At 75.4% G+C, this 17,252-nt stretch carries 5 protein-coding genes (1 of these 5 running past the window's edge); 3 read left to right on the plus strand and 2 right to left on the minus strand.

Features of this window, described 5'->3' with window-relative positions; genetic code table 11:
- The 3 genes from AC27L3_RS00700 to AC27L3_RS00710 all read left to right on the plus strand — a co-directional run.
- A protein-coding gene (locus tag AC27L3_RS00700; RefSeq protein WP_487231966.1) for an SDR family NAD(P)-dependent oxidoreductase crosses the window boundary here: on the plus strand, positions 1–5,090 show its 3' portion. It extends 1,870 nt beyond the left edge of the window; only the last 5,090 of its 6,960 coding nucleotides appear in the window; its start codon lies off the left edge, out of view; the stop codon is at positions 5,088–5,090.
- Positions 5,087–14,119, plus strand: a complete 9,033-nt coding sequence (locus AC27L3_RS00705) for an SDR family NAD(P)-dependent oxidoreductase (RefSeq protein WP_487231967.1) — start codon at positions 5,087–5,089, stop codon at positions 14,117–14,119. Before AC27L3_RS00700 ends, AC27L3_RS00705 begins: the two co-directional genes overlap by 4 nt.
- A gap of 276 nt (positions 14,120–14,395) precedes the next feature.
- A complete protein-coding gene (locus tag AC27L3_RS00710; RefSeq protein WP_487231968.1) occupies positions 14,396–15,283 on the plus strand; it encodes a GNAT family N-acetyltransferase in 888 nt (295 codons plus the stop codon).
- A gap of 103 nt (positions 15,284–15,386) precedes the next feature.
- Here AC27L3_RS00710 and AC27L3_RS00715 read toward each other — a convergent pair whose 3' ends face one another.
- Together AC27L3_RS00715 and AC27L3_RS00720 are read right to left on the minus strand one after the other, a co-directional pair.
- Positions 15,387–15,905: a hypothetical protein gene (locus AC27L3_RS00715; RefSeq protein ID WP_487231969.1), complete on the minus strand. Its 519-nt coding sequence runs from the start codon at positions 15,903–15,905 to the stop codon at positions 15,387–15,389.
- A gap of 23 nt (positions 15,906–15,928) precedes the next feature.
- Positions 15,929–17,029, minus strand: a complete 1,101-nt coding sequence (locus AC27L3_RS00720) for a NucA/NucB deoxyribonuclease domain-containing protein (RefSeq protein ID WP_487231970.1) — start codon at positions 17,027–17,029, stop codon at positions 15,929–15,931.
- Positions 17,030–17,252: the final 223 nt, after the last annotated feature.

Genomic DNA, 17,252 nt, shown 5'->3' on the forward strand with positions numbered 1-17,252 from the left:
CGCTGCACGGCGTGGTGCACGCGGCCGGCGTGCTGCGCGACGGACTGATCGCGGGCAAGAGCGCCGAGGACGTCCGCGCCGTGCTGGCGCCGAAGACCGCCGGGGCCCGCCATCTGTACGAGGCCACCCGGCACCTGGGCCCGGACTTCCTCGTGCTGTGCTCCTCCACGGCCGCCGCCTGGGGCAACCGGGGCCAGGCCGACTACGCCTGCGCCAACGGCTTCCTCGACGGGTTCGCGGAAGCGCGCCCCGGGGTCGTCTCGATCGGGTGGCCCGGCTGGGCGGACGGCGGCATGCCGCTGGACGCGGGGGCCCTGCGCGGCATGGGCCTGACGGCCATGGACACCTCGACCGCCGTGGACATCATGCTGCGCGCCGTCGGCAGCGGCCGGCCGCACGCGGTGGCCCTGGTGGGGGACGCGGCGAGGATCACCGAGCAGTTCACCCCGCAGGAACCCGAGCCCGTGGCCGTGACCGAGCCCGTGGCCGTGACCGAGCCCGAGCCCGTGGCCGTGACCGAGTCCGCGCCTGTTGCTGCTGTGCCCGCCGAGGCCCCGGACGCCGAGGCAGACGCCGACGTCGACACCGACGCCATCGCCGTCGTCGGCATCAGCGGGCGCTATCCCAAGGCCAGCACGCTCGACGAGTTCTGGGCCAACCTGCGCGAGGGCCGCGACTGCATCACCGAGGTGCCCGCCGACCGCTGGGACCACTCCGCGATCCACAGCGACACCAAGGGTGTCCCGGGCTGTTCGTACGGCCGGTGGGGCGGCTTCGTCGACGGTGTCGACGAGTTCGACGCCGCGTTCTTCCACATCTCGCCCAACGAGGCCGCCGTGCTCGATCCGCAGGAGCGGCTGTTCCTGCAGGAGGCGTGGCACGCCTTCGAGGAGGCGGGGCACGCGCCCTCGTCCTGGCGCGGGCGCGCCGTCGGCGTGTTCGCGGGCGTGATGTACAACCAGTACCAGCTGCACGGCGTCCGCGAGGAGCCCGGCTTCGTGCCCTCCTCCTTCAGCGCCTCGATCGCCAACCGCGTCTCGTACTTCCTCGACCTGAAGGGGCCGAGCATCGCGCTCGACACCATGTGCTCGTCGTCGCTGACGGCGATCCACCTGGCCGTCGAGGCGATCCGGCGCGGGGAGTGCGAGGCGGCGCTGGCGGGCGGCGTGAACCTGCACGTGCACCCCAACAAGTACTTGTTGCTCAGCCAGGCGTCCTTCCTGTCCACCGACGGCCGCTGCCGGGCCTTCGGCGCGGGCGGCGACGGCTACGTGCCCGGAGAGGGCGTCGGCGTGGTGCTGCTGCGGCCGCTGCGCGACGCGCTGCGCGACGGCGACCACGTGCACGCCGTCATCCGGGGCACCATGCTGGGCCACGGCGGGCACACCGGCGGCTTCTCCGTGCCCAGCCCGGTCTCGCAGGCCGAGCTCGTCGGCGCGTCGCTTGCGGCCTCCGGCGTCGACGTGGCCGACGTCGGCTACATCGAGGCGCACGGCACCGGGACGAGCCTGGGCGATCCGATCGAGATCACCGCGCTGGAGCGGGCCTTCGACGGTGCCGGTGCCGGCCGCGGCCCCTGGCCGGTCGGCTCCGTCAAGTCCAACATCGGGCACCTGGAGTCCGCGGCGGGCATCGCGGCGCTGACCAAGGTCGTCCTGCAGATGCGCCACGCCGAGCTCGTGCCGTCCCTGCACGCCGAGCCCCTCAACCCCGCCGTGGACTGGGAGGCTTCGCGCTTCCGTGTCCAGCGCGCCACCGAGCCCTGGACCGCGCGGGAGGGCGCCGCGCTGACCGCCGCGATCAGCTCCTTCGGCGCCGGCGGCGCCAATGCCCATGTGGTGCTGGCCGCAGGGCCCGCCACCGAGGCCGCCGCGGCCGAGGCGCCCCGGCCGCGGCTGTTCGTGCTCTCGGCCAAGGACACCGCCCGGCTGGAGGAGCAGGTCGCGCAGCTGCTCGCCCATCTGGAGCGCCCGGCCGGTCATACGGACGTGGCCGCCGCCCTGGACAAGGTTCTGACCGAGGTCGTGGGCTTCCCCGCCGACCCGCGCGAACCGCTGGCCGAACTCGGCCTCGACTACCCGCGGCTGACCGCACTCGCCCACCGTATCGAGGAGGTCTTCGGCGTCCGGCTGCCCGTCGACGCCGGCACGACGCCCGCCGCCCTGGCCGACCGGCTCGCCACCGCCACCGCCACGGCCCCGGCCGTGGACCCGGCCGCCCTCGCCTTCACCCTGTGGGCCGGGCGCGACCACCTCGACGAGCGCCTCGCCGTCGTCGCCACCACGACCGCCGAGCTGGCCGAGGCCCTGCGCACCGGCGAGGGCGTCCACCGCGGCCGGCGGCGCCGTACGGCCGCGCCGGCCGCCGGGGACGACCTGCACGCCCTGGCCCGTGCCTGGGTCGAGGGCGCAGCGATCGACGTCCCGGCGCCCGCGTCCCCGCGTCGGCTCTCGCTGCCCGGCTACCCCTTCGCCCGCGACCGGCACTGGATCGAGACGGCCCCGGCCGGCGCGACCGGCACGCCGCACCGACTTGCCGAGCAGCTCGACCTGCCCGACCGGCACGTGTTCGCCACCCGGATCTCGGCCGCGGCCCAGCCGTGGCTGGCCGACCACACCGTGGACGGCACCGTGCTCGTCCCCGGCACCTTCTTCGTCGACCTCGCCCTGCACGCCGGTGCGCGGCTCGGCTGCCCGCTCGTCACCGAGCTCGTCACCCACACCCCGCTGCCCGCGCAGGACGCCGAACTGCGCCTCGTCGCCGCCCCGCCCGGGCCCGGCGGGCAGCGGTCCTTCGAGATCCACGCCCGCGTCGACGGCACCTGGACCGGCCATGTGAGCGGCACCCTCGCCCCCGACGACGCGGCGGCCCCGCACACGCCGCCGCTGCCCGACGATGCCGAAGAGGTCGACGTCACGCGGCTGTACGAGACGCTGACCGGCTACGGGCCGGCCTTCCGGGGCCTGCGCCGCGCCTGGCGCACCGCCGACGCCGTCCACGCCGACGTCGTCGTCCCCGCGGGCGACGCCGGGCCGCACGGGCTGCACCCGGTGCTGCTGGACGCCGCCCTGCACACCGTGGCGCTGGCCGCGACGCTCGACGGCGACCGCCCGTACCTGCCCTTCGCCTGGTCCGGCGTGCGCGTGCACGCCCCCGGCGCGACCGCCGCCCGCGTCCGGATGGTGCACCTGCGCCCCGACGCGGTCGAGGTGCGGCTCACCGACCACGCCGGCGCACCCGTGGCGAGTGTCGACTCGGTCGTCCTGCGCCGGGCCGGCGCCCTCGCCGACCCGCTGCACCGCATCACCTGGGTGCCCGTGGAGGTGCCCGAGCCGCGGCCCGGCGCCCGGTACGCGGTGGTCGGCCCGGACCCCGACGGCGCCGGCGACGCCCTGGAGGCGTCCGGCGCCCAGGTGCTGCGGGCACCGCGACTGTCCGCGCTGGCGGAGGTGCCGCCGGTCGTCGTCGTGCCCGTCGCTTCCGACGGAACCGCACCGGCGGCCGTCCGCGCGCTCACCGGCCGGGTCCTGGGCCTGCTGCAGGAGTGGCTGGGCGACGAGCGGTACGCGGCCTCGCGCCTCGTCCTTCTCACCACCCGGCCCGACGTCGCCACGGCCGCGGCCTGGGGCCTGGTGCGCTCGGCGCAGTCCGAGCACCCCGGGCGGTTCACGCTCGTCGAGGCCGGCGACCCGGCGGCGCTGCCCGGCGCCCTGGGCTCCGACGAACCCCAACTGTCGCTGCAGGACGGGCGCGTCCTGGGCGCGCGCCTGGTGCGCACCCCCGCCGCCGCGGCCCCCGCCGCGCCGCGCCGCGAAGGCACGGTGCTGGTCACCGGCGCCAGCGGGGCGCTCGCCGTACCGGTGGTCCGCCACCTCGTCGAGCAGCACGGCGTGCGCGACGTGCTGCTGGCCAGCCGCAGCGGACGGCTCCCGGACGGCCTGGCCGGCCTGGACGCCCGCATCGAGGCCGCGGCCTGCGACGTGGCCGACCGTACGGCTCTCGCCGCCCTGCTGGCGGGCCGTCGGGTGACCCTGGCCGTCCACGCCGCCGGCGTCCTCGACGACGGAGTCGTCACCGCCCTCGACGCCGAGCGCCTGGACCGCGTGCTGCGCCCCAAGGTCGACGGCGCCGCCCACCTGCACGCGTTGCTGCCGGACGCCGAACTGGTGCTGTTCTCCTCCGTCGCGGGCGTGCTGGGCGGTCCCGGCCAGGGCAACTACGCCGCGGCCAACGCCCACCTCGACGCCCTCGCCGCCGAGCGCGTCGCCGCGGGCGGCCGGGCCGTCTCCGTGGCCTGGGGGCCGTGGGCGCTGGAGGACGGCATGGCCGCCGACCGCGACCGGCTCGCGCGCGGCGGCATCGCACCGCTGCCCGCCGACGCCGCCCTGCGCCTGCTGGACGCCGCCCTCGCCGCGCAGCACCCGGCCGTCACCGCCGTACGGCTCGTGCCCGGCCCGGCCGCCGTCGTCCCGCACGTCCTGCGCGAGCTGGTGCCTGCGGCGCCGGCGCAGGCCGCCCCCGCGGCCGACCCCGGCCTGGCCGGCCTTTCCCCCGACGAGCGTCGTGTCCGGCTCGCGACGCTGGTACGGCAGAACGCCGCGGCCGTGCTGGGCTATACGGGAGCCGCCGCGATCGAGCCCGACCGCTCCTTCCAGGAGCTGGGCTTCGACTCGCTGAGCTCGATCGAGTTCCGCAACCGGCTGGGCGCGGCCCTGGGCCTGACGCTGGAGGCCACGCTGGTCTTCGACCACCCCACCCCGGCCGACCTGGCCGCCCACCTCGACGAGCGGTTCGCCGGCGAGGCCGCGGACGCGGAGGACGGCGACCTGCCGGGCCTCCTCGCGGCCTTCGACCGCCTCGCCGCCGCCCTCGCCGACGCGGCGAGCGACGAGGCGGACCGCGGCCGCGCCGCCGAGCGCGTCCGCGGCCTGCTCGACCGGCTGGCGCGGCCGGCCGCCGCACCGGCGCCCGGCGACACCCTCGCCGCCGGCGTCGTCACCTTCGACGACGCCACCGACGACGAGATCTTCACCCTGATCGACACCGAGCTCGGCACCCCCCTGCCGGGGCTGGAGGACCACACCCGATGACCAACGAGGACAAGCTCCGCGACTATCTGCGGCGGGTCACCGCGGAACTCCAGACGGCCCGGCAGCACCTGCGCGACGTCCGCGAGCGGTCCACCGAACCGATCGCGATCGTCGGCATGGCCTGCCACTACCCCGGCGGCGTCGAGTCCCCCGAGGACCTGTGGACGCTGGTCGCCGAGGGCCGCGACGGCATCACCGCCTCCCCGCGCGACCGCGGCTGGGACCTGGACGCCCTGCACCACCCCGACCCCGACCACCCCGGCACCACCTACGTCCGCGAGGGCGGCTTCCTGCACGGCGCGGCCGCGTTCGACGCCGGCTTCTTCGGCATCTCGCCGAAGGAGGCCCTGCACACCGACCCCCAGCAGCGGCTGATCCTGCAGACCTCCTGGGAGGCCGTCGAGCGGGCCGGCCTGGACCCGACCGTGCTGCGCGAGAGCCGCACCGGCGTGTTCACCGGCGTGATGCACCACGACTACCCCGGCGCCCAGGGCGCGGGCAGCGTCGTCTCCGGGCGCGTGGCCTACCAACTGGGCCTGCGCGGCCCGGCCATCACCGTCGACACCGCCTGCTCGTCGTCGCTGGTCGCCCTCCACCTGGCGGTGAAGGCGCTGCGCCGCGGCGAGTGCGACACGGCCCTGGTCGGCGGTGCGACGGTGATGGCCACGCCCACCGCGTTCGTGGAGTTCAGCCGCCAGCGCGGCCTGGCCCCGGACGGCCGCTGCAAGCCGTTCGCGGCCGCCGCCGACGGTACGGCCTGGGCCGAGGGCGTCGGCGTCCTCGTCGTCGAACGCCTGTCGACCGCGCTGGCCGCCGGCCACCGGGTGCTGGCCGTCGTCCGCGGCACCGCCGTCAACTCCGACGGCGCCAGCAACGGCCTGACCGCCCCCAACGGCCCCGCCCAGCAGCGCGTCCTGCGCGAGGCCCTGGCCGACGCCGGTCTGGCCCCCGAGCAGGTCGACGCCGTGGAGGCGCACGGCACCGGCACCCCGCTGGGCGACCCGGTCGAGGCCCAGGCCGTCCTCGCCGTGTACGGCAAGCAGCGCGACCAGCCGCTGCGCCTGGGCTCGATCAAGTCCAACCTCGGGCACACCCAGGCCGCCGCGGGTGTCGCCGGCATCATCAAGATGGTCATGGCCATGCGCCACGGCGTCCTGCCCCGCACCCTGCACCTGGACGCCCCCAGCCCGTACGTCGACTGGTCGGCCGGTGCCGTGGAGCTGCTGGCCGAGGACGTGCCGTGGCCGGCGGGCGCGAGCCCGCGGCGGGCGGCCGTCTCCTCGTTCGGCGTCAGCGGCACCAACGCCCACGTCGTCCTCGAAGAGCCGCCGGTGGCCGAGGAGGCCGCGGCGGGCGAGGGGTCGGCGGACGAGGCGACGGGGCCGTGGCTGTGGCCCGTCTCCGGCCGCTCCGAGGCCGGACTGCGCGCCCAGGCCGGCGCACTGGCCGCCTTCCTGGCCGACCGCCCGGAGCTCCACCCGCGCGACGTGGCCCACTCCCTGGCCACCACCCGCGCCGCGCACGAGCACCGCGCGGCCGTCGTCGGTACCGACCGCGCCGAACTCCTCGCGGCGTTGGGGGATCTGGCCGCGGGCCGGCCCTCGCCCGCCGTCGTGGAGGGCACCACCGGCCCGTCCGGCCCGGTGGCGTTCCTCTTCCCCGGCCAGGGCTCGCAGTGGCGGGAGATGGCCGTGGGCCTGCTGGAGAGCAGCGAGGTCTTCCGCGAGCGGATCGCCGCCTGCGAGGCCGCCCTCGCCCCGTACATCGACTTCGACCTGCGGGCCGTGCTGCGCGACGAGGCGCCCCTCGACCGCGTCGAGGTGGTCCAGCCCACCCTCTTCGCCGTCATGGTCGCCCTCGCCGAGGTGTGGCGCGCGCTCGGCGTGCGGCCCGCGGCCGTCGCCGGCCACAGCCAGGGCGAGATCGCCGCCGCCTGCGTCGCCGGCGCCCTCACCCTCGACGACGCCGCCCGTGTGGTCGCCCTGCGCAGCAAGGCGCTGACGGCGATAGCCGGCCGCGGCGGCATGATGTCGCTCGCCCTGCCGGCCGACGAGGCCCGCGCCCGGCTGCAGGAGTGGGACGGGCGGCTGTCGCTGGCCGCGGTCAACGGCGCGGCCTCGGTGGTCGTCGCCGGAGACGAGGATGCCCTCGACGAACTCCTCGCCGCCTGCGAGGCCGACGGCGTCCGCGCCCGGCGCGTCGACGTCGACTACGCCTCGCACAGCGCCCACGTCGAGGCCGTGCGGGAGGAGGTGCTCCAGGCGCTCGCCGCCGTGACCCCGCGGGCCCCCGAGATCCCCTTCTTCTCCTCCGTGGAGGGCCGCTGGATCGACGGGGAAGCCGCATTCGACGCCGACTACTGGTACCGCAATCTCCGCCGGACGGTGCGCTTCGACGAGGCCGTCACCGCCCTCGTCGAGCGCGGCTGCGCCACCCTGCTGGAGGTCAGCCCGCACCCCGTCGTCACCACCGGCGTCCAGGAGACCGTCGACGCCCTCGGGACCGACACCACCGTCGCCCACACCCTGCGCCGGGACGAGGGCGGCCGCCGGCAGCTGCTCACCGCCCTCGCCCAGCTGCACGTCAAGGGCGTGCGGCCCGACTGGTCCGCGGTGTGGCCCGGTGCGCGCGCCGTCGAGCTGCCCACGACGGCCTTCGTCACCGAGTCGTACTGGCTGCGCGCCGACGTCGCCGCCGGTGAGGCGACGGCGCTGGGCCTCGACGCGGTCGACCACCCCGTTCTTCGCGCGGCCCTGCCGGGTGCCGAGGGGCTCGTCCTGACCGGCGCGCTGTCGCTGGCGACGCAGCCGTGGCTGGCCGACCACACCGTGGAGGGACACGTCGTCCTGCCGGGCGCGGGGCTCGCCGAACTCGTCACCAGGGCGGCCGACGAGGCCGGTTGCGCGATCGTCGACCAGCTCACGCTGCTCACCCCGCTCGTCCTGCCCGACGACGCCGACGTCCGGCTGCGTGCCGACATCACCGAGGCGGCCGCCGACGGCTCCCGGGGGCTGACCCTCAACGCCCGTACCGGCACCGGCCAGTGGACCACGCACGCCACCGCCGTCCTGCGGCCGGCGGGCGAGGAGCCGCAGGCCGGGGGAGAGGCCGCCTGGCCGCCGCCGGGCGCGGAACCCCTGGACGTGGAGGCGCTGTACGAGCGGCTGTCCGGGGCGGGATTGGAGTACGGCCCGGCATTCCGGGGCGTACGGGCCCTGTGGCGCGGCACCGACGGCGACCTGTACGCCGAGGTGGCCCTGCCCGTCGGCGGCGAACCCGAGGGCTTCACCCTTCACCCGGCGCTGCTGGACGCCTGCCTGCACCCGGTGGCGCTCGGCTCGTTCCTGACGGGGGAGGGTGGCCGGCCGTCGTTGCCGTTCGAGTGGCAGGGCCTGCGCGTGCACGCCCGCGGCGCGGACACCGTCCGCGTCACCCTGGCGGCCGCCGGGCCCGACGCCGTACGGATCACCCTGACCGACCCCGCCGGGGCCCCGGTCGCCTCGGTGGAGTCCCTGGTGCTGCGGGAACTGCCCGCCGGTGCCCTGGGCTTGCCCGACCGCGGCGACCTGCTGCGCCCGGTGCGGGTGCCGCGGCCCCTGCCGCGTGGCGCGGCGGACGACTACGTGGTGCGCGACGCCGGGCTGGCCGGGCTGCTGAAGCGGCCGGTGAGCGAGGATGCCGCCCCGTACGTCCTGGTTGCGGCCCCGGGTGGCGAGCCCGCCGAGGCCGTGGCCGAGGCGCTGCGGCTCGTCCACGAGTGGGTGAGCGACGAGGCGGCCGCCGCCTCGACGCTCGTCGTGGTCACCCGCCGGGCCGACGACGACGTGGCGGAGGCCGCTGTTGCCGGCCTCGTGCGCTCCGCGCAGCTCGAACACCCCGGCCGCTTCCTGCTGCTGGACCTGGCCGACGACCAGGACGCCACGTTGGCGGCGATTCCCTCCGCGCTGGCCGCGGGCGAACCGCAGATCACGCTGGCAGCCGGTGCCGCGAGCGTCCTGCGGCTGACCCGCACGGCCCCCGACCCGGCCGAGGCGGGCAGCGACCTGGGCCGGACCCTGGTGACCGGCGCGTCCGGCACGCTCGGGCAGCTCGTCGCCCTGCACCTGGTGCACACCCATGGCGTACGGGATCTGGTGCTGGCCGCGCGGCGCGGCGCCACGGCACCGGGCATGGCCGAGCTCATCGCCGAACTGGCCGCGGCGGGCGCGACGGTGGACGTCGTCGCCTGCGACGTCGCCGACCGCGCCGCGCTGGCGGAGCTCGTGGAGGGAGCGGGCTTCGGCACGGTCGTGCATGCCGCCGGCGTCCTCGACGACGGCCTGGTGACGGACCTGACTGCGGAGCGGCTCGGGCATGTGCGCGCGCCGAAGCTGGACGCGGCGCTGCACCTGCACGAGCTGCTGCCCGAGGCGCGGCTGGTGCTGTTCTCCTCCGCCGTCGGCGTCCTCGGCGGTCTCGGCCAGGCCAACTACGCCGCGGCCAACGCCGGCCTCGACGCCCTGGCCCGCCTGCGCCACGCCCAGGGGCTGCCCGGTGTCTCGCTGGCCTGGGGCCTGTGGGAGGCCACCAGCGGCATGACCGACGGCGTCGACCGCGACCGACTCGGCCGCTCGGGGTTCCTGCCGCTGCCCAGCGCCGACGCCCTGGCGGCCCTGGATGCCGCTGTGGCCTCGAACGAGCCGGTGCTCGCCCCGATCCGCATCGACGCGGCCGCCCTGCGCGCCCAGGGCGAGGCCGTGCCCGCGCCCCTGCGCGATCTGGCCGGGGCGCCGGCGCGCCGCAGCGCCGCCCCGGGCGGACCGGCCGCCGGCTCCGAACTCGCCGTCCGCCTGGCCGGGAAGTCGGGGCCCGACCGGCAGCGCGTGCTGCTCGACCTGGTGATCGGTCACACCGCCGCCGTGCTCGGCCACCCGTCGCCCGATCTGGTCGACCCCGCGCGGGCGTTCAAGGACGCCGGCTTCGGCTCCCTCAGCGCCGTCGAGCTGCGCAACCGGCTGGCCGCGGCCACCGGGCTGCGGCTGCCGGCCACCCTCGTCTTCAGCCACCCGAACCCGGAGGCGCTGGCGCGCCACCTGGACGAGCTGCTGGCGGGCGCGACCCCGGTGCCGGCTGTCGCGGTGGCCCGTACCGCCGCCGTTGCGGACGGCGACGATCCGGTGGTGCTGGTCGGCATCGGTTGCCGGCTGCCCGGCGGCGTCCGCTCGGCGGACGACCTGTGGGAGCTGCTGGTCGGCGAGCGCGACGGCATCAGCCCGTTCCCGGACGACCGCGGCTGGCCGCTGGAGCGCCTGTACGACCCGGACCCGGCGGCCGCCGGCAGCTCCTACGTCCGCCACGGCGGCTTCATGACCGGCGCCACCGCCTTCGACGCGGCCTTCTTCGGCGTCTCGCCGCGCGAGGCCGTCGCGATGGATCCGCAGCAGCGGCTGTTGCTGGAGACGGTGTGGGAGGCGTGCGAGGACGCGGGCATCGACCCCACCACCCTGCGCGGCACGCGCACCGGGGTGTTCGTGGGTGCCATGTACCAGGACTACGGCCGGTTGCTGGAGAACGCGGCCGCCGAGGGCTTCCTCGCGCCCGGCGTCGGCGGTGGCGTGCTGTCGGGGCGGGTGGCGTACACGTACGGGCTGGAGGGCCCGACGGTCACCGTGGACACGGCGTGCTCGTCGTCGCTGACCGCCCTGCACCTGGCCGCGCAGGCGGTCCGGGCGGGGGAGTGCGAGCTCGCGCTCGCCGGTGGTGTGACCGTGCTGTCCACCCCGGTGCCGTTCGTGGAGTTCAGCCGCCAGCGCGGCCTGGCCGCCGACGGCCGGTGCAAGCCGTTCGCGGCCGCTGCCGACGGCACGGCGCTGGGCGAGGGCGTCGGCGTGGTGCTCGTCGAGCGCCTGTCGCGGGCCCGCGCGCTCGGCCACAAGGTGCTCGCGGTCCTGCGTGCCAGTGCGCTCAATTCGGACGGCGCGAGCAACGGCCTGACGGCCCCCAACGGCCGTGCGCAGGAGCAGGTGATGCGCGCCGCCCTCGCGGCCGGTGGCCTGCGGCCGGCCGATGTGGCTGCTGTCGAGGCGCACGGTACGGGCACGGCTCTCGGCGACCCGATCGAGGCGCAGGCCGTTCTGGCCGTCTACGGCCAGGACCGGCCGGAGCCGCTGCGGCTGGGTTCGCTGAAGTCCAATCTGGGCCATGTGCAGGCGGCGGCGGGTATCGCGGGTGTCATCAAGGCCGTTCTGTCGATCCGGCACGGTGTGCTGCCGCGCAGCCTGCACATCGACGAGCCGTCCCCGCACGTCGACTGGAGTGCGGGTGAGGTGGACCTGCTGACGTCGGCGCAGCCGTGGCCGGCGCAGCCGGCCGGGCCGCGGCGTATGGGTGTCTCGTCGTTCGGCATCAGCGGCACCAATGTGCACGTGGTGATCGAGCAGGCGCCTGCTGCGGGTGGGGAGGCGGTTCCCGCTCTGGCGGGTGCCCCGTGGCTGCTGTCGGCCCGCTCGGAGGAGGCGCTGCGCGCCCAGGCACAGCGCCTGCTGGAGGCCGGGAGCGGTGAACCTGCCGAGGTCGCACGCGCCTTGGCCACCACCCGGGCCGCCCACCGCCACCGGGCGATGGTGACCGGTTCCGGCGAGGAGGAGCTGCGTACGGCTCTGGAGGCCCTGGCGGCCGGCCGCACGGCCGACGGTGTGCGCCGGGCGACGGCGGGTAGGCAGCGGCTGGCGCTGCTGTTCACCGGTCAGGGCAGCCAGCTGCTCGGCATGGGCCGGGGGTTGTACGAGGCGTTCCCTGTCTACGCCGAGGCGTTCGACGAGGTGTGTGCGCTCTTCAAGGACACCGGCCTGGAGACGGGGCTGCGGGAGGTGGTCTTCGAACGCGAGGATCTGCTGGACCGCACGGAGTACACGCAGGCGGCGCTGTTCGCCCTGCAGGTGGCGCAGTTCAGGTTGCTGGAGTCGTGGGGTGTGGCGCCGGAGGCGCTGATCGGCCACTCGATCGGCGAGCTGTCGGCCGCGTGCGTGGCGGGCGTGCTGCCGCTGGCGGACGCGGTGACCCTGGTGGCCGCGCGCGGCCGGGCCCTGGGTGCGCTGCCCGCGACCGGCGCGATGGTGTCGGTGCGGGCGAGCGAGGAGGACGTGCGCGCGGTGCTGACCGGTGGCGTGGAGATCGCCGCGGTCAACGGCCCGCGGGCGGTCGTCCTGTCCGGGGACGAGGAGGCGGTGCTGGCGGTTGCCGGGGATCTGGAGGAGCGCGGGCACCGCACGCGCCGGCTGCGCGTGGGCGTCGCCTTCCACTCGGCGCACGTCGAGCCGGTGCTGGAGGAGTTCCGGGAGGTTGCGGAGACGGTGCGGTTCGGGCAGGCCCGGATCCCCGTCATCTCCACCGTCCCGACCGAGCGGGCGATGGACACCCCGGAGTACTGGGTGGACCAGCTGCGCCTGGCGGTGCGCTTCGCGGACGCCGTCCGGCAGGCGCAGGAGAGCGGCATCACCGCCTACCTGGAGGTGGGCCCCGACGCCGTGCTCGCACCGGCGGCCGAGGCGTGCCTGGCGGAGGCACCGGTGCGTCCCGTCGCGCTGCTGCGCCGTGACCGTGACGACGTGCGCACGGCGACGGAGGCGCTGGGCCTGCTGCACACCCACGGCGTGGACGTGGACTGGCGGGCGGTGCACGCGGGCAGGCCGGGGGAGGGGGTGCGGCTGCCGACGTACGCGTTCCGGAGTCGCCCGTACTGGCCGGAGGTGGTGAGCCAGGTTGCTCCCGAACCGGACACGCTGTGGTCGGCGATCGAGAACGAGGACGTGTCGAAGGTCCTGGAACTGCTGGATCTGAAGGGCGACGAGTCCCCGGCCGAGGTGCTGGCGGCCCTGGCCAGGCTGCGGTCGGGGGTCGAAGCCCCGCGCCTGGAGCGGGCCGAGTGGCAGCTGGTGCCGGATGCCGCTGATGTGGCGTTGTCGCTGGACGTCCTGCTGCTGGCCGGGTCCGACGACGACCTGGCGGACACGATCGCGGGCGCCCTCGTGCGCCACGGCGCCCGGGTACGGTCCGGTGGCGACCGGCGGCCGGACGTGGTGGTGGCGCTGCCGGGCGCCGAACCGGTCGCCGAGGCCGGCGTCCCCCGCTGGGCGCTCACCGACGGCGGGCCCGTACCGGCGGGGTGCGAGCACGTCGTCCACCTGCCGCAGCGGACGGACGCCGCCGCCCGCACCCGGCTCTGCGCGGCGATAGCCGCAGGCCACCGGGAGACGCGGATCCGCCCGGACGGCACGGCCGTGCGCACGTACGAGCCCGTGGAGCCGGCCGCCACCTGGCGGCCGGAGGGCGACGTCCTGGTCGCGGGCCCGGCGGACGAGCTGACGGCGGCGATGGCCGAGGCCGTGGCGAAGTCGGGTGCCCGCCTGCTGGTGGCCGGTGGCACGCCCTGCCCGCCGGGGGCCGTCGAGTACGACGGCCAGGTGCCGCTGACGGCGGCGATCGTCCGTGAGGGCTGCGGGTTCGACGACGTCGAGGCACCGCTGGTGGCCCTGGTCGCCGTCGGCGACCACCCGCCGGTCCTCCCCGAGGGCCGCTTGGCTGTAGCGGTCGACCCCGCCCTCGACGCCCGCGCCGCCGTGGCGGGACTGCGCAGGGCGCTGGCGACGGACGAGCGGGCGGTACGGCTCGTGGACGCGTCCCGCACGCCGGAACCGGCAGTGGAGGTGGCACCGCCGCCCGTCGAGGCGCCGCCCGCCGAGCCGGAGCCCGAGGACAACGAACTGCGGGCGGCCCTGAGGAAGCTGCCCAAGGAGCAGTGGCCGGACGCCGTGCTCGACGGCGTACGCGGCCTCGCGGCCGCCGTGCTGGGCCACGAGTCGGGGGCGGAGATCGGCGCCGAGGACGAGTTCTTCGACCTGGGCCTGACGTCGGTGGCAGCCCTCGAACTCCGCGACCACCTCAACACCCTCACGGGCCTCGACTGGCCCGCGGACGTCCTGTACGAGTGCCCGACGCCGAGCGACCTGACAACCCTGGTCGTCGACCGCCTGGCAGCCGACATGGCGTGACCCCCGGCGAGACGTACCGGAGCCCGCCCCCGCAGCACTGCGGGGGCGGGCTTCCGTCTACAACCGGACCGAGTCCTGCTACATCGCCACCGTGCCGGTCGAGGTCAAGGAGAAGAAGACCGGGCAGATCACAGGGACGGCGCTGCTGGACGAGAAGTCCGAGGCGAAGCACAACCCGCGCGACCGGCCTGGACGGGCACCTGGGCGCGGTGCTCGCAGCCTTGTCCCAGCGGAAATTCAGGAGCGTACCGTCTGTGGTGTGCGGAATCATGCAGCATGCGCCCGGATGACTGGCACCTCACCGAAGACCTCGCCGACTTCCTCACCCGGGCAGGAGACTTCCTGCAATCGAGCCCTGCCCTGCACACCATCCCGTTGACGATTTCCGAGACACTGCGAACACGCGGGGCGCACGCCTACGGCAGCGAAGCCCCCGTATTCGGCTGGCTGGAGGCAGCGGGCAAGGTCCGCGCTGCGTTCGTCCATACCCCGCCCCACCGCCTGAACCTCACCCCCTTGCTCTCTGAGCATGCCGACACCCTTGCCGCCCGGCTGGCTCGCCTCGGCCACCCGCTCCCGGGTGTCAACGCGGACCACGACACGGCCACTGCTTTCGCCGCGGCATGGCAGCGGCGTACGGGCGCAACACCGATACTCCGCGAGCGGCACCGTCTGTACCGCCTCGGCACGCTCACCCCACCGCAGCCGCTTCCTCGAGGCCGGCACCGAGTCGCAGGCGAGCAGGACCGCGAGCAGCTCACCCTCTGGTACCGCGAGTTCACCGCCGCCATTGGAGAACGTGCACCCACGGATGCCGCCTCCTGGGCCGATGCGCGCATCGCCTCCGGACGCGCCACCTTCTGGGAAACCCCGGACGGCACACCCGTCTCCATGGCGGGCGTGAGCCCGATGGTCACCGCCCAGGTCCGGGTGGGGCCCGTCTACACCCCCGCCCACCTACGCTGCCACGGCTACGCCGGCGCTGCAACGGCCGAGGTGAGCCGGGCCGCGCTTGCCGCAGGGGCGAGTGAGGTCGTGCTGTTCGCGGACTTGGCCAACCCCACCAGCAACGGCCTCTACCACAGAATCGGCTACCTCCCGGTTACCGACTTCGCCCTGTACGACTTCCCGCGCGCCGAGCCGGCAGTCGAGGTTATGGCCTGACCCTTGCGGAAGCCCGCCCCCGCAGCAATGCGGGGGCGGGCTTCCGTCGTGTCCGGGGCCGCACGCCGTCACGTATGGGGACGGTGGCCGGGGGCCGGTGACGTCAGGCAGGGGCGCTTCGCCAGTACGCGCCCAGCTCGTCCGTGGCCTTGTGCACGACGGGTGGTGACGCGGGTGCGGGCCAGGACTGGATGCGGTGTTCTTCGACGGGCTCCTCGTCGTCGTCGAGCCAGTCGGCCGCGGCTCCGGCATCCCTGCCCCGGGTGCTGACGCGCAGCCGGTAGGTGCCCGGTCCGTCCCAGGCGAGGTCCGGGAACTCCTCGTGCGCGCCGCCGCCCCCCGCGCAGAGCCGGGCCTCCGTCGTGGCGGGGTAGCTGACCTCGACGACGTCGTCCCAGCCGGCCAGCTCCAGCGGGGGAGCCGCGGCCCACCTCTCGGCGCGCACCCAGATGTCGCCCGTGTTCATGCCGGGCAGCAGCAGGGCGCCGTCGGCCGCGGCGATGATCACGCCGGTGGCCACGGGCTGCCGGATGCCGGGTACCTGCTCCGCGTCGCCGGCGATCACGTACTGGCCCTCGGCGACGAACAGGCGGGCGCGTACGTCCCGCAGGGGTCCCGGCATCGGCGGCTTCCTTCCTCCCGTGGTCAGCGCTTGACGTGTACCCAGTACGCGTCGTGGTCGAGTATCCGGTTCTCGCGCAGGAACTTGCCGCGGTACTCGGAGCCTCCCTCGGTGGTGTTCTGGTTCAGGGGCACCGCGTGGGTGGAGTAGTCGGAGTTGAGCCCGGCGCCCTCATAGGTGGCTGCGAACGGGTACTCGTCGCAGCTCTTCCCGGGGTACTTCCCCCGCGGGCAGGCGATCCGGCGGTTGTACCTCTGGAGGTCCACGTCGGACAGGTGGTGCAGCGGCCGGCCCTTGCCCTGCAGACCCCACTTGAAGCGCAGGTTGTTCTGCGCCCAGTACACGTGCCAGGCGACCTGGGTGATGCGCGGGTCGTGGGTGTCGAGGGTGTACGTGGGCTCGTACGTCCAGTTCACGCACCCGCGCCCGGTGCCGCTGCCGACGGGCTCGCTGTCGCACCGGACCTGGGCGGTGTCGCCCAGTTTGCGCGTCAGCTTGTTCGGCGCGGCGAGGTTGGACACCGTGACCTTCACGGGCGGCTGGTGGTAGCTGATGTTCTTGCCGGGTGACGTCACCTTGAAGGTGAAGTGCTGGTTCTGCGCCGGGTAGCGCAGCCACTGCTCGCCGCCGCCACCGGTGACCGTGCAGCCGCCGCCGGAGGACGCCGTGCAGTCCACGGCGACCTTGGCCCGGGAGAGCAGGGTGGCCACGCCGGAGGCCTGGACGAGGCCCAGGTTGACGTCCTGGACGTAGGTGCTGGACTTGTAGTCGAGCTGGGTGGTGTTGCCGGAGCCGATGACTCCGCGGCCGATCTCCTTGCCGCTGGGGAGCTGGACGACCCTGAACGGGATGAACTCGACGAAGCACGAGGAGCGCCGGTCCGCGGTCTGCCGGCCGACCTCGCAGCCGACCTTCGCGGCGAGCGTGTTCTGCTTGGTGAGCCAGTCGTGTTGGGCTGTGTTCTGCGGAGTGCGGAAGGACTCGTCCAAGGACAGGACCGCGTTGCGGTCCCCGGCTCTCGCCGAGGGCGCGGGCTCGTCCGCACCGGCGGGCAGTGCGCAGGTGAGGACGAGGCTGGTCGCGGCGGCAACGATGGTGACGAGTTGACGACTTGCAGGCAGCAAGACTCCCCCTAGTGCCGGACGTCACGTGAACGTCATGTGCACGACAGGCCGACGACTGTAGCACCGCGTTTGCCAACGTGCCTGGTGTTCAAGGGGGTTGAGCTCGCCCGTGCGCGTCGAGCCCTCGGGAGGATCCGCCGGACAGGACGATGGGGTCGGTGCTGCAGGGCCGCGGCCGGATCTGCGACCCGGTCATCGCCGAGGTCGACGAGCCGGCGTCCCG

The organism is Streptomyces sp. PKA51, from assembly GCF_057552455.1.

Bases quoted from the DNA above. Each gene is read 5' to 3' on its own strand.
- AC27L3_RS00715 (WP_487231969.1), bottom strand. From the start codon at position 15,905: ATGCCGGGACCCCTGCGGGACGTACGCGCCCGCCTGTTCGTCGCCGAG.
- AC27L3_RS00710 (WP_487231968.1), top strand. From the start codon at position 14,396: ATGCGCCCGGATGACTGGCACCTCACCGAAGACCTCGCCGACTTCCTC.
- AC27L3_RS00705 (WP_487231967.1), top strand. From the start codon at position 5,087: ATGACCAACGAGGACAAGCTCCGCGACTATCTGCGGCGGGTCACCGCG.